Source organism: Heliomarina sp. (assembly GCF_052826185.1).
Genome location: NZ_JBRBUI010000008.1, coordinates 161,829 through 175,493, shown reverse-complemented (window position 1 = coordinate 175,493; position 13,665 = coordinate 161,829). Strand labels below are relative to the sequence as shown.

The window sequence follows — 13,665 nt, the reverse complement described above, 5'->3', positions numbered from 1 at the left end:
CTGAAGGCGCTGGCGAAGACGATGAACGACCCGCGTTTGGGCGATCTGCGCAACATCTACACGCCCGAGGATGCCCGCAACGCGGGGTTCGTGGCGTATGACAGCGTCGGGCGCGCGGGGTTTGGCGGGATGTGAGGGGGGAGTGTCGCCAATGATGGGGCATTTCATCATGCAGGATGTGGCAAAATCTGGTCCTATTAGGAAATGGAACGGAGAGTGCCTACCGGCAATAGATACGTGGGCATTCGCTGCAAATGGACAGTCCCTGTCGGGCCAAGATGGCAAGCCTTGGAAACCTCGGTATAGGATCCTTCTTTTGCAATTACGCTAAGCTCGGCATGGAGATCGCTGGATTGCAGCGGGGCAGCGTTGTGCGGGTTTCATCGCGGACTCGCGGTCACAAAGTTCGCATTGGACTGGATTACGCCTTGAAAAGAACAGCGTTCCGATAGGTTGTTGGGAGCACATCATACCGGCGCAATCCGCCCGAAGCGCGCTGTCAATTATGCCCCTGCCACCGCCGCGTAAATGGCATTCGCGCGGCGCATGGCCTATCATCGGGCTCGGACGTGGACAGACGCTAGGCAAGCCATGTCAGGTTGATGTCGACGAATGCGCGAATCTTCCCGCGCAGCTCGTCCGGCACATCATCGATCTGGGCTGACAAAAAAACTTGCGAGACAAATGCGACTGTCGTCGTCCAGAGCCTTTTCGAAAGATCCCCGGATAGGCAAGCAAGCAGGCCGCTGGTACATCATTGGTCCGGGCAACCGGCTCATGGGCCGCCTTCCGATTCTCGCAATGCCGTCTGACCACGGCGGAGCCAACAGCAGCCTTGCTGAGAAATAGTGATCAAGGCTGGGGCCTGATACCGACCTTCGCCGCCATGTCCCTGAAATTCAGGCCACAATAGCCATGAGCCTGCGCCAGCGTGCGCGCTGTGGCGAGTTATCTACCAACTGGTAGATAGAGCCGTGAACGATGATGACGATTCATGATTTTGGCCTCTATCCTGCGCACGTTCGCATTCCTGCAACCAACCTATCGCGCACGGTAACCAGCCGAAGTTATTGCCAAAGCGAACGAGGGAACTGAAAATGAGGATCGCCAGGTGACTTCGGTGTCACGTATGCGATGAGATCGCCGGACATGAGCCGGTCGAACAGAGTACGCTTGAGATCGTGTCAAGCGCTATCGGCTACATCATTGGCTGTTCTTGCGGCTGCCTGCCGCCGCATTTTGATTGAGGAGATGTGCCTAAGCTCTGCTTCGGGCCAACGACGACCACCGGGAGGCGTACGGGGCCGTCCGCGCGCATCGCGTTGCTGCCTTTTGAGGTCCTCCCATTTCTGCCATTGGTCTGGCAGAATTCCTGCATCTCAGACAAAACCGGGACGGTGCCCTTTGGATGTAGCGGAAGTACAGGGGTACGGGACACGTAGGAAACAATCCTTGTAATTCAGACAGACGTCCACTTACGCCACACTTCCTGAATTGTGTCCTCTCATCATGGGAGTATTCTAACGCGTGCCGCTGAAAAGCGTTCCCGAAGTTTTGGCGTAGCCCTGCGCACGGTGGTTTGGAGAGTAGGCGGTTCCCTCAAATCTCTGGGGGGTGATGTAGGGGGATTAAAAGCTGAACCGGCAATGAAAATGGCCGAGTAGTACGAACCGGGTTTACTTCCTTGGCCAGATTTACAGCCCAGTTTCAGGGTGCAATGACATCGCGGTGCTCGGGGTCAGATCAAACAGAACAGTACGGGTTCCTAAGAAGTTGGACCGCGCTCGTCGCTCGTACTCAAGCGACATCCAAGCTTAATTCTAAAGGTCGAAAACTCATTATGAGTTATCGATTAAATTTGGTAGTTAGGTCAAAAATTCCGCCAGCCTAAGATCCAAAGTCAGCCGATCGGCTTACGGCCGATGCGTGCCGCGCGCCGAAAACCAGTTCGACGGCTGAGAAAACCCATCGACCACGGTTGTATTCGATAGGCGTGCCCGTGGGAGACAGGTTCACCGAAATGACCTGCAGCAGGGGCGTGCGATGCGTGACCTGCAGCGCTTCGGCCTCCGTGCGGTTCGCGAACTTACCGTTTACGCGGGTCTCGCCTCGCATGTGATGGTCGATGCCGTGGGCGCGGTAGACGTCGGTGACGGATTGAGCAGGGGCAAATGCCGCTTCGAAGTTTTCGAATTTATCGGCCGGAAAGTCCTTGGCGGCCAGGTAGATCGGGGCGCCATCGACAATTCTCAGGCGGCTGAGGCGGATGATCTCGGTGCCCTCGTCGATAGCCAGCCACGCGGCGGATTGTTTGTCTGCCGGGACGCGCGTCAGTTCCATTGTGCGGGTTTCTATGCTGTCGGCATTGGCTTCCAGGCTTTGCGAAAAGCGAAGATCGTCATCGACCGTGTAGCTTGTCCGGCTACGGCGAACAAAGATGCCGACCCCCTTTCGTGCCTGTAACTGGCCTTCCTGCTGCAGCTTGGAGAGTGCCTTGCGCATGGTCAGGCGGCTAACGGAAAAGAGTTCAGCAAGGTCGAACTCGCCGGGCAGACGCGAGCCGGGGATGAGCGGTCCGCTGAGGCAGGCATCACCGATCCGATCGTACACCTGCAACCAGATCGCGCGGTGCTGCTTGGGCAGATAGGGCGCACGCCCGATGTCGCGCAGCCACTCCAGAGCCGCGCCATCCACGCCGTCGATGTTCATCTGCCTAGTCACGCTGAAGCACCCTCCTTCCGCCGGCGAAAACGGTTTTCAGTCTGCGGGTTTCAGCGTCGATGATCAATACATCGGCACGGAGGCCTTCAGCGATCCTTCCACGATCAGAGAGACCCACCGCCTCGGCCGGTGAACTGGACACCAGTCTCCACGCCGTTTCGAGCGGGGCAACACCGCGGTCCACAAGCGCAAAGGCCGCGAGTAGGGGAGCGGGATAGTAGTAGTCGGACGACAGGACGGAGCAGAGGCCGCTGGAGATGGCCGGTTCGGCGTCAATCGCATTGTTCTGGCTACCGCCCCTCAGGACGTTGGGCGCCCCAAGCACGATATGTTCGTCGCCCGCGGCCGTTTCGCGCGCCGTGTCCCATGTCATCGGAAATTCGGATACGGAGACACCAAGGGCACGGTTTGCTCGGCGTTGATCCGGCGAGGTTTCGTCATGGGCAAAGACCGTCAGCCCACGCGCCGTGGCGGCCTTGGTCACTTTGGCAATCGCTTCGGGAAGCTCATCGATCCTCGCGTGAAGGGCGGCAATCTGCGCAACGACATCTTCGCGTGGAGTCTCCATGCGCTCCGCCATACGGATAATCTTTCTGTGGTCCGGCGGCAGATCCAGGTAGGCGGTTAGATGGTCGTTGAGGGACAGCACCATGTCGGGGCTACGGTCGAGCCAAGAGATCAACTCGTCCAGCGGGTCAAGACAGTAAACCTCCCAGCGCAGGTTCACGCGCGTATCGCAGTCGAGTGTCGCTGCGACATCGGCAAGGATATCGAGGAAGGTGCGCGCGGCATCGAAACTGCGAAGGCCGGTTTCCCACGACGCCGTCAACCCGTGATAGGCGGTCGTGATGCCGTTGCCGATCATCTGCCGGTCGGCTTCCTGCAGTGCAACGGGAAGAGGGAAGTCAACGCCCGCGCGCGGGCGGATCACCCGTTCAAACCCATCGCCGTGCACATCCACGATACCTGGCAATACGAGGCAACCTTCACAGGCGAGCTCGCTGCCACCGCAGTGATCGTCAAGCGAAAGACGCCCCTCCACAATACTGATATCGATCTCTTCAAACCCGCCGGGGGTGAGAACTCGGCCACCCGTTATCTTCCAATTCGTCATCGTTTCCTGACCTCGACTTTGCACCCGTCACGGTGTCGTTACAGGAATCGATTATCCCATCCATGTGACATTGCTGTGTATACAGCATTACCCATGGAGCCAAAAATGTTTCGCAAGTTTCTGACCGCAGCCGCCATTGTCCTGGCGACCCCGCTTGCTGCTGAACCCATCAAGTTCGCCGTTACCGATGTCGAAGGCCTCGAAGCCCTGCAGCAGGAATTTGCAGCCTTCGAAGCTGTATTAGAGGACAAGACGGGCCTTGATATCGAACTGTTCCCGGTGTCGTCTCGTACCTCGGCCGTCGAAGCGCTGAACCAGGGCAAGGTCGATCTCGTGCTTACCGGCCCGGCCGAGTATGTCGTGATTAAAGAGCTTTCCAGCGCTCAGATCGTGGTGGCCTGGCAGCGTCCGAACTACTACGCCCAGATCGTCACCATGTCCGAGGGCGACATCAAGTCGGTCTCTGATCTCAAGGGCAAGATCGTGACTTTTGGCTCGGTCGGCTCCACCTCGCAGCACCTCGGGCCGGCACAGGTTCTCTCCGACTTCGGTCTTGCCTATGCGTCCGACTACCAGCCACAGATTATTTCGCGAAACGTCGCGATCGAAGCTCTGATCCGTGGTGATGTGCAGGCGGTCGGCATGAACGAAGGCCACCTGCGCCGTATCCGCGAAGCGTTCCCCGATCAGTCCTTCACCGTGATCGCACGTGGTCGCGACCTGCCGAACGACATTCTTGTCGCCCGCAAGGATATGGACGCAAATGATCTGGGCAAGATCGCCAACGCCTTTGTCAATGATAGCGCGGAACTGATGGCGGCAGTCATCAAGGGTGAAGACAACAAGAAGTACGAGGGCGGATTTTTCCTCACCAAGGTCAATGACGCCGACTACGACTATGTGCGCGAGATGTACAAGACCATTGGTGTCGATACTTCGGCCTTTGTTGGCGAGTGATCTCTAGGTGCCAATCGGGCGGGGCGGCACGCCTGCTCCGCCATTCTCTGTTTTGAGGAGTGAAGCTTGTCAGAATTGCTAGAGGATATTCGTGCCGGTATCCGAACGGAAACGGCGCAGGATGCCTTCGCTGGTTCAGCGCAAGGGCAGGGTAAGCCGATCCTCTCTGCTACTGACCTCAGAAAAACCTATGACAGGGCCACGCCTGTTCTCAAAGGGATTGAACTGACGATCCGGGAGGGCGAACGTGTGGCGCTGATCGGTTCGAACGGGAGCGGCAAGTCTACACTCCTGAAATGCCTTATCGGCCTTCACCCCAATTCCGGTGGCCAAATAAGCGTGATGGACCACAGCTTTGGCCGGAGTCCCGATGCCGCTCAGCGGCGAGGTATTCGCCGGGCCACGGGGTTTGTATTTCAAAAGCACTGTCTTGTAAGGCGGCGCACCGTTCTGTCGAACGTCGTGCATGGGATGCTGGGGACCGAGGGGAGTTGGCGCGGGTTCAGTCAGACCATCGCGCCTCAGTCATGGCGCGCTGCCGCGCTGAGGGCCTTGCACGAGGTCAACCTCGGTGAATTTGCCGAACGGCGGGCCGATGCGCTTTCGGGCGGGCAGCAGCAGAGGGTGGCCATCGCACGCGCGCTTGTTAGACAGCCCAAATTACTGATCGCGGACGAGCCTGCGGCAAGCCTTGATCCGGTGTCCGGGCGCGATGTGATGGAGCTGTTTTCCCGGCTATGTCGGGAGCATGGGATCACCCTGCTTTTTACCTCCCACGACATGGCACATGCTTGCGAGTTCTCGGACCGTGTTATCGCCCTACGGAACGGGCGGATCTTTCTTGACCGGCCCAGTGCCGATCTCACCAACCGCGATCTGGAGGAAACCTTCAATGGATGAAGCGCGGCAACACGCGATGCCAGGGCGCTGGTCAGGGTTCTCGCCAATCACCTTCATCCTGCTGGTCGGAACCGGTGCGCTGATCATCAGTTCGATGCAATCGGTGTCCCCGACACCCCGGCAGCTCGCCGATGGTCTGCCCGGCATGGTGTCGCTTGTCGACCGGATGCTGCCGCCGAACACCGATCCGGCCTTTCTCAAACGGATCGGCTTGCGGATCATCGAAACCTTTCAGATCGCACTGGTCGGCGCGGCTATCGGCGTGCTGCTCAGTCTCCCCATCGGGTGGCTCGCGGCGCGCGGCATTACCCCGTTGGGTCGTGGGGGTTACCTCGTTAAAGCTTTTGTTTCCCTGTTGCGCACGGTGCCCGACCTTGTTTGGGCGCTCCTCTTCGTCGCGACAGTCGGATTGGGCGCGGTGGCCGGTACGATGACAATTGTCGTGGACACTTTGGGCTTTTGCGGCCGGTTCTTTGCCGAGGCGATGGAGGATTCGGACAAGGAACCTCAGGAGGCTCTCTCGGCCATCGGCGCAAATCGTCTTTCGATCCTCTTCGGCGCGATCCTTCCCGACGCTGCGCCGTCGCTGATCAACACGTCACTCTTTGCGCTGGAAAAGGCTGTCAGGTCTTCGGTCGTTCTGGGCCTCGTTGGCGCGGGCGGGATCGGCCAGGAGCTGAAGGTTGCCTTTGATCTGTTCCAATACAAGAACGCCTCGATGATCATCCTTGCGATTTTTGCCATTGTGCTCGTGATGGAATACGTGACTGACCGTCTGCGGGTGAGCGTCCAATAACGCGTCTTCGCTGCGGAAGTGGCTGAACTGACGTTCTTATCCAGTGGGCGTGATCATAGCATTGGGCGGGGAACACTGGTTGTCCGTGCAGCCACCTCGAAATGACGTTGAAATCCAAATCTTTGGAAGGAATTTTGCGTTATTGGACGGGAGCGGTCATTTGCTGCTTTCCGGACGATCGTCAGGAATGCGCAGGCAGCAGGGTTGAGCAAGGTCGCCAATTGTATTCACCTTTCGCAATCCGTTCCTTTCAATCCGGACCTTCGTGCGGCTTGAACGGATTTACCGGAAAGAGCCCCGATGCTGGCCGCCTGAGGAAACATATCGATCTGCGCCGCTCACGTTTTTGCTTCACCCGTACTCAATACCGCTCTCTGGAAGTTTTCGTCAGGACCGGCACGCGTCCCGGATCGTGCGGAGATAGGAGCGGCTAACTGGGAGGCGGAGTCCAGTATCGGTTCGACAGAAATATCGGTCGCCTTTACGCTCGAGGCAGTTCAGATGCTCGATCGCAATCCAGTGCGACCGATGGATCCGATACCCTTGGTCACCCAGTTCCTCGACAGCTCGGCCGAAGGGATAAAGAATAAGCGTATCGCCCTCGGTGGTTCGAACCCGCAGATAGTGTAGCTCGGCTGTAAGCGCCACGAGATCGCGGCCAAGAGAGTCGGGGACCTTTCTCCAAAAATGGTTCATCGGGTCCGATGCACCCGGTTTATCCGGCGCAATGTGATCCGGAAGCCGCAGCAGACGCGTGGCGTTAAGACAGAACCAAACGAGGATTGAGCCGGGCAGCACTGCGCCAAACTCAGTCGCGAGTGAGTGAACGAATGATTCAGCCGTGTCTTGCAGGGCCGCATCAACAAAGAAGAGATACTCCAGCATAAGCGCCACGGGAGTGAAGAGTAGCGTGCCCGATACTCCCGATACAAAAACCTGCACCCAAGCATGAAGCCGATTGAACCCCGATATCCTCTGTAGTCCAACCTGCGCGACGTGCAGGAGCACGAGCAAAATCAGGATATGTGCGAGCCAAAAGATGAAACGCGGCAGGGCTGACAAGCCCATAGAAGGTTCGGGATTGAGCGTGGTGAACACCAACGCCAGGAAAATACTGGCCAAAGCGAGAAAATCCTCCCAACGCTCACGCGGGTTCCAGTCGCGTGGCCAACTCGTAATACGCACCATGCTTTGCACTCCGCTCTTTCGCTTCGTCCGTCGTCATCCTTTTGCGGTGACATAACCAATATACTAGCTTTTCTAGATAAGTGGGAGGCGTGGTTTGTCCGGCCAAGACTAGTGCTACGTTTCTTGAGAGCGGGGCGCCTTTCTGTTCGAAAGGCATCGCTGCTGGCGGTTTTGCGGTCCATTCCCAGCCGCCCAATCCGCAGATGTGGAACTTCGGATCAATTGACGGACCCCCGACAGACGCGTGTTCGTTCGTGCAAACTTCCGTGTCACTCGTGCATCTTTCCTTGGACGATGCCCGATCCGTTCTTAAACCAAACACGCAGCAAAGGTAAACGTATGACAAATGTTACCACTACAGCCGGCACTCGTCCGTAAAGTAAGCGCAATTGAATCTTCGGACGGTGCCGATTTGCGCAAATGACTCGGCGGATTTTGTAATTCGGCACAAACGATGTGAACTTGGAGACAACAGTGAAAAAAAATCTTTGGATGGGAGTAGCGTTTCTGGCCCTCTCAACGACTTCTGCAATCGCGAACGAGTGGTCGGGTTTTTACGCGGGTGCTGGCATAGGCTACCTTGAGGTAGAACCTACCGGGGGCGCCAACAAGGATGACGAAGTGAGCTTTGGCGTTCACGCCGGATACCGGTTTGATGCAGGTCAATGGGTATTTGGGGGCGAATTCGAATACGACTGGACCGATATTGACCTTGCCCCAACTGTTTCAGTGGATTCGGTGATGCGCCTGAAGGCGACCGCTGGCTACGATTTGGGTCAGACATTACTGTATGTCGCCGCGGGTGCTGCCGAAGTGGATGTCAATGGCCTTGGAAATGAGTGGGGCGAGTTCGTTGGTATCGGCGCCGCTTATGCTGTCAGCCCTAAAAGCATCATCAGCGTGGAACTGCTTGAACATCATTTCAGCGATATCAATAGCTCTGGTGTCGATGCCGACGCATGGAGTGTCAACCTGAGAGCTTCTTGGCGGTTCTGACACCTGCAAGCTCAGTGCTTCCGGGTTCGTGGCTTTGGTTGAGCCACGAGCCTTTTTGTACATGAAAAAGTTGGAAGCTGGACAAGAGCAACAACTCCAAAGCAACGACCACCGCTTGAGGGTAAACTTGTTTTGGATGAACCTAGGTTTTCCCCATTTTGGACATTGGCTTACAATGCGATTCACGTGCGCGAAGAGCATTTCGTCCTTCTTGCGCCGCCTCATCGCCGTTTAGGTGACGGGGGAGGCAGTGCAGGTTCGGGCGAAGTCCCGCACGATCTCGAACTTGCCGCAATCGTATTTGCCTAGCGAAGCCCACACCCGGTTTGCGCAACAAAGCCTTGTCGCGTAACAGAAGCGACGGGTTAAGTAAATCCCGGGGCAAGGGCAGGTAAGCTTACTCCCTTTTCATGCGGAAACGTCCGGAAAAGACTGGTAACTTGCATCATGGCTGATGGCAGAGACACACGGAATGGCACACAAAGCGTCGACCGCGCGTTCGACATTCTGGACGCGATTGCACGGTATTCGCCCACCGGCGCGTCGCTCAAGCACATTTGCCACACCACGGGCCTGACCAAACCGACTGTTCACCGGATCCTTGTGACACTGCAGGAGCGTGGGATCGTCGAGAAACAGCCTGACCTGCGGTATCACGTGGGACGAGAGCTGACGCTTCTGGGGCTATCGTCCGAACTTCGGCGGTTCCGGGAACTGGCGTCGCCGGCGCTCAGTCAGTTAAGTGAAGCGATCGGGGACGCGGCCTTTCTTTCCGTTCGAAGCGGGCTCGATACGGTTTGCGCCGACAGGCGTATCGGCTCCTTTCCGATCCAGGTGCTATCGATCGAAATTGGGTCGCGACGGCCCCTTGGGATCAGTGCGAATAGTGTCGCGATCCTCTCACGGGTGTCCCGGACACAAGCCGAAGAAGTGCTGGCTCAGAATGTAGACCGTCTGCGCGCCTATGGCGTGCCGATGGAGACATTGCGCAACAGGATCTCGGATGCCCGCCGACGGGGCCACACCGTATTGCCCCGCGCCATTGCGAAAGGGACAAGCGCCATTGCCGTTCCGATAAACGACGTCTTGGGCCGCCCCGTTGCCGCGATCAGCACCATTGCGATTGCCTCGCGTCAACGCGGGGCGCGGGTGGCGGAACTTGTTGAATTGCTGGGGAAGGCGGCCGAGGATATCTCGGCCGCCATCACTACGACGCGGCCTTGAGCCTGCGACGCCGAACGGCGAGCACTGCCGGAACAATCAGCGCAAGCGCCACAAGGCCAAGGCAGATCACCGAGACGGGCGAGGACAGGAATGCGCTGAAATCGCCGTTGCTGATAAAGAGCGTGCGACGGAAGTTCTCTTCGACCAGCGGGCCAAGGATGTACCCCAGCAGGATCGGTGCGACCGGGTAACGGAAAAGCGTCATGACGAAACCGAGAATGCCAAAGGCCACCGCGACGAAGACGTCGAAGACGTTGCTGTTCACGCTGAAGACGCCGACGCAGATCAGGAAAATTATCAGCGGATAGAGCACCTGGCGGGGGATATTCAGGATCTTTACCCAAACGCCGATCATCGGCAGCGTCAGCAGGACAAGGATCAGGTTGCCGACGGCAAAACTGGCGACCAGACCCCAGAACATGTCGGGCTGTTCCGTGATCAGGTTGGGGCCCGGCACGATGCCGTGGATGATCATGGCCCCCAGCATGAAGGCCATGACCGCGTCACCGGGAATGCCGATACAGAGGGTTGGAATGAAAGCCGCCTGAACGGAGGCATTGTTGGCGGCCTCGGGGGCGGCGATGCCTTCGACCGCACCGGTGCCGAATTTCTCGGGCGTGCGCGAGACGCGCTTTTCAGTGGCATAGGCGACGAAAGCGGCGATGGCCGGGCCCGTCCCCGGCAGCGCGCCGATCCATGACCCAATCAGCGAACCACGGATCGCCGGCATCACGGACTGGCGCGCCTCGGTCCGGGTTGGCAGCATCTCTTGCAAGCGAAAGCTTTTCTTCGGCGGCTGCGGGGCAGGTGGTGCGGCGAGGTTGGACAGGACCTCGCCGATACCAAAGAGACCCATGGCCATGGCGACCAGGTTGATGCCGTCCGTCAGCTCCAGATAGCCAAGCGTGAAGCGATAGGCGCCGGATGTGACGTCCGTGCCGACCATGCCAAAGATCAGGCCCAGCACCATCATGGCGAGCCCCTTGACCGGCGAGCCGGGCGACGCGGTCGAAGCCGCGACCAGACCAAGCAGCATGACGGCGAAGTATTCCGGCGCGCCAAAAGAGAGCGCGAACTGGGCCAGCGGTGCGGCAAAGGCGACGAGCAGCAGGATCCCGACCATGCCGCCGAAGTAGGAGCTGAGCGTAACGATAAATAGTGCCTGTCCCGCGCGCCCCTTGCGCGCCATCGGGTTGCCGTCGAGGCAGGTCGCGGCAGCGGCGGGCGTGCCGGGAATGTTGAGTAGGATCGACGAGGTCGAGCTGCCGTATTGCGCACCGTAGAAGATACCCGAAAGCAGGATCAGGCCGTGCACGGGCAGCATGTAATATGTCAGCGGCAGACAGAGCGAGATTGCGGCAAGTGCGCCGATTCCGGGCAGCACGCCGACAAATGTGCCAAGGACGACACCGCCCAGGCAGATCAGAATGGCTTGCCAGGTCAGGGCGATCTGGAAGCCGAGTGCAAGGTCATGCAGTACGCTCAAAACCAGTCCCCGATCAGGTTGAAGGTCAGGCCAAAGCCCAGGATGAAAACAAGATAGCCTATCGCCGTCAGGATCAGGCCGAGCAGAATGGACCTTTTGAGATCAAGCTCGTCTTCGGCGAAGGAGCACATGACGATCAGCGCAAGGGTCGCGATCAAAAGGCCGGCGCCTTCGATCAGAAGCGACCAGATGATGATACCGGGGAGATAGAAGAAGGCGGGCGTCAACCGCCGCGAGACGGGGCCGTCGGCTCCGGCTTCCTTCATGGCGAGGGCGGCCAGGATCATCATCGCGATTCCAAGGCCAAGCGGAAAGGCCCCCGGGCCGATATCGTTCAGCTGTCCCAGCCCGTAACGCCAGCCGTAGATGGCGGCGATCAGACCGAGCACGAAGAGAAAAACGCCGAAGATCAGTTCGGCACCGCGCCCGATGGCAAAATACTTGTGGTTCATGACAACTCCCCCGGTGGCGAGGGCGGCACCTGCTCCGGCGCCGCCCCCACGCTAGTCTTATTTGTTGGCGTTCACCTCTGCCACAACCGGACGCCAGGTGTCATCGATTTCAGTCAGGAAGTCGCCGAACTCGGCAGGGGTCTTGGGCGACGCGAGCGAGCCGAGATCCTCGAACCGCTTTTTGACGTCCTCGCCGTTCAGCGTTTCATTCAGCGCGGCAGAGAGGGCGTCAATAGCCTCCTGCGGGGTGCCTGCCGGAGCGAGCAGACCGGTAAAGGTCACGGCGGCAAAGTCGAACTTGCCGGTTTCCTTCAGCGTCGGAACATCGGGCAGGGCGGGAACACGTTCACTGGACGTCACCGCGAGAGGGACAACTTCGCCATCCTTGATGTAGGGCAGGATGACTGACATCTGGTCAAAGCTGAACGCGGTTTCGCCGCCGATCAGCGATGCGATGGAAGGCGCATTGCCCTTGTAGTGCACGATGCGGAAGTCGCCGCCACTGTCGGCTTTCAGCTTCTCGGCGGCCAGGTGGTTGGTTGTGCCCGCCCCCGGCGATGCCATGAGCAGGTTCTTCTCGCCGCTGCTGGCCAGCAGTTCGTCGATATCGGTGATCCCCACGTCTTTGCGTACGGTCAGCGCCATCGGGGTGATCGACACGCTGCCCACAGGGGTGAAGTCGGTCTTCCAGTCGTAGGCGTCCGGACGGTTCATCGTCATCGGCGCGAACAACAGCGGCCCGTTTGCGGCCATGAACAGCGTGTAGCCATCCGCGTCGGCGTTCTTGACGTATTCCGCCGCGATCATGCCACCTGCGCCGGCGCGGTTTTCGACCACGATCGGCTGACCCAGGATCTCTTCCATCTTAGGCGCGATGATGCGCGCCGAGGTGTCGACGTTGCCGCCCGGCGGATAGGGCACGACAAGCGTGACCGGTTTGGACGGAAAATCGGCTGCGATGCCCGCGCCGGGCAGGACGGCCAGAACAACGGCCAGTGCTTTCTTCCAGGACTTCATGAGTACCTCCCTTGCGTTTCTCAATCCGGTGCCGCCCTCCTGCGGCGCTCCGGAGCTGTTCCTAATGGACGCAGAACCACCCGTTTCCACGCAACCTAAAAAACCGAGATATTCCACATAGTGGACCTTTTCAGCTTTTGAACTTGCCGATACAGGGCCCGCGTTCTTGTCTGGCCTCAAAGGGAGGAGTGCCATGATCATCGATCCGTCGGATCTGTCGGCTGAAAAAAATTACCGTCTGCTGACCGGCATTGTCGTTCCGCGGCCCATTGCCTGGGTTTCAAGTCTGAACGACAGTGGTGGCGTCAATCTTGCCCCTTTCAGCACATTTACCTTCGTCTCGCCCAAACCGCCGATGCTTGGTTTCAGCGTCGGCCGGAAAGGTTCTGAATACAAGGACACGTCCCGAAATATTCTGACCCGTGAAGCTTATGTTGTTCACATCGCCGACCGCAACCTGCTCCAACCGCTGCACGACAGCGCCGAGGAAGTCGAAGCGCACATCAGCGAAGCGGACATGCTGCGTCTGGAAACCGCGCAAAGCGACCTGATCGACGTGCCCCGGATCGCGGCCGCCCCGGTGGCGATGGAATGCCGCCTGCGTCAGGTGCTGGAATTCGGAGAGACCCGAAGCCGCTTCATCGTTGGAGAGATCCTGCGCATCCACCTGCGCGACGGCCTGATGACGGACGGCAAGATCGACACGCTCGAACTTGACCCGATCTGCCGCCTCGGCGGCCCAAACTACGCCACGCTCGGAGAGGTCACCACCCTCCGAACCCTGAAACAGACCCCTAAAAATGCAGGAGCCTGA

At 58.7% G+C, this 13,665-nt stretch carries 12 protein-coding genes; 6 read left to right on the top strand and 6 right to left on the bottom strand.

Annotated features, from left to right (window positions below; translation table 11 throughout):
- Nucleotides 1–1,887: 1,887 nt before the first annotated feature.
- Both phnF and ACU0FH_RS01595 read right to left on the bottom strand, forming a co-directional pair.
- On the bottom strand, nt 1,888–2,709 hold the full coding sequence (phnF, locus tag ACU0FH_RS01600; protein WP_446193061.1) for a phosphonate metabolism transcriptional regulator PhnF: 822 nt from the start codon (nt 2,707–2,709) through the stop codon (nt 1,888–1,890).
- Nucleotides 2,710–2,713: 4 nt separating this feature from the next.
- Nucleotides 2,714–3,835, bottom strand: coding sequence for an alpha-D-ribose 1-methylphosphonate 5-triphosphate diphosphatase (locus tag ACU0FH_RS01595; RefSeq protein ID WP_446193060.1), 1,122 nt, complete (start codon nt 3,833–3,835; stop codon nt 2,714–2,716).
- Nucleotides 3,836–3,940: 105 nt separating this feature from the next.
- On the opposite strand from ACU0FH_RS01595, the gene ACU0FH_RS01590 reads away from it, so the two are divergent.
- The 3 genes from ACU0FH_RS01590 (at nt 3,941) to phnE (ending at nt 6,488) form a co-directional block, all read left to right on the top strand.
- Nucleotides 3,941–4,792: a PhnD/SsuA/transferrin family substrate-binding protein gene (locus ACU0FH_RS01590; RefSeq protein WP_446193059.1), complete on the top strand. Its 852-nt coding sequence runs from the start codon at nt 3,941–3,943 to the stop codon at nt 4,790–4,792.
- A 66-nt stretch (nt 4,793–4,858) separates the two neighbouring features.
- Nucleotides 4,859–5,692: a phosphonate ABC transporter ATP-binding protein gene (locus tag ACU0FH_RS01585; RefSeq protein WP_446193058.1), complete on the top strand. Its 834-nt coding sequence runs from the start codon at nt 4,859–4,861 to the stop codon at nt 5,690–5,692.
- Nucleotides 5,685–6,488 carry a phosphonate ABC transporter, permease protein PhnE gene (gene phnE / locus ACU0FH_RS01580; RefSeq protein WP_446193057.1) on the top strand — a complete coding sequence of 268 codons (804 nt, stop codon included), beginning with the start codon at nt 5,685–5,687 and terminating at the stop codon, nt 6,486–6,488. The genes ACU0FH_RS01585 and phnE overlap by 8 nt, the downstream gene beginning before the upstream one ends.
- 387 nt (nt 6,489–6,875) lie before the next feature.
- Here phnE and ACU0FH_RS01575 read toward each other — a convergent pair whose 3' ends face one another.
- Entirely contained in the window at nt 6,876–7,676 is an 801-nt protein-coding gene (locus ACU0FH_RS01575; RefSeq protein WP_446193056.1) for a LytTR family DNA-binding domain-containing protein, read from the bottom strand.
- Nucleotides 7,677–8,150: 474 nt separating this feature from the next.
- Here ACU0FH_RS01575 and ACU0FH_RS01570 point away from each other — a divergent pair, with 474 nt between their 5' ends.
- Nucleotides 8,151–8,672, top strand: coding sequence for an outer membrane protein (locus ACU0FH_RS01570; protein WP_446193055.1), 522 nt, complete (start codon nt 8,151–8,153; stop codon nt 8,670–8,672).
- Nucleotides 8,673–9,119: 447 nt separating this feature from the next.
- Entirely contained in the window at nt 9,120–9,896 is a 777-nt protein-coding gene (locus ACU0FH_RS01565) for an IclR family transcriptional regulator (protein WP_446193054.1), read from the top strand.
- Here the strand turns inward: ACU0FH_RS01565 and ACU0FH_RS01560 are convergent.
- From ACU0FH_RS01560 to ACU0FH_RS01550, 3 genes are read right to left on the bottom strand one after another with little or no spacing between them, the layout of a single operon-like run.
- On the bottom strand, nt 9,880–11,382 hold the full coding sequence (locus ACU0FH_RS01560; protein ID WP_446193053.1) for a tripartite tricarboxylate transporter permease: 1,503 nt from the start codon (nt 11,380–11,382) through the stop codon (nt 9,880–9,882). The genes ACU0FH_RS01565 and ACU0FH_RS01560 overlap by 17 nt on opposite strands.
- The gene (locus tag ACU0FH_RS01555; RefSeq protein WP_446193052.1) at nt 11,379–11,834 is read right to left on the bottom strand and encodes a tripartite tricarboxylate transporter TctB family protein; all 456 of its coding nucleotides are present in this window, start codon (nt 11,832–11,834) and stop codon (nt 11,379–11,381) included. Before ACU0FH_RS01555 ends, ACU0FH_RS01560 begins: the two co-directional genes overlap by 4 nt.
- Nucleotides 11,835–11,891: 57 nt before the next feature.
- Entirely contained in the window at nt 11,892–12,851 is a 960-nt protein-coding gene (locus tag ACU0FH_RS01550) for a Bug family tripartite tricarboxylate transporter substrate binding protein (RefSeq protein ID WP_446193051.1), read from the bottom strand.
- Nucleotides 12,852–13,044: 193 nt separating this feature from the next.
- Here ACU0FH_RS01550 and ACU0FH_RS01545 point away from each other — a divergent pair, with 193 nt between their 5' ends.
- A complete protein-coding gene (locus ACU0FH_RS01545) occupies nt 13,045–13,665 on the top strand; it encodes a flavin reductase family protein (RefSeq protein WP_446193050.1) in 621 nt (206 codons plus the stop codon).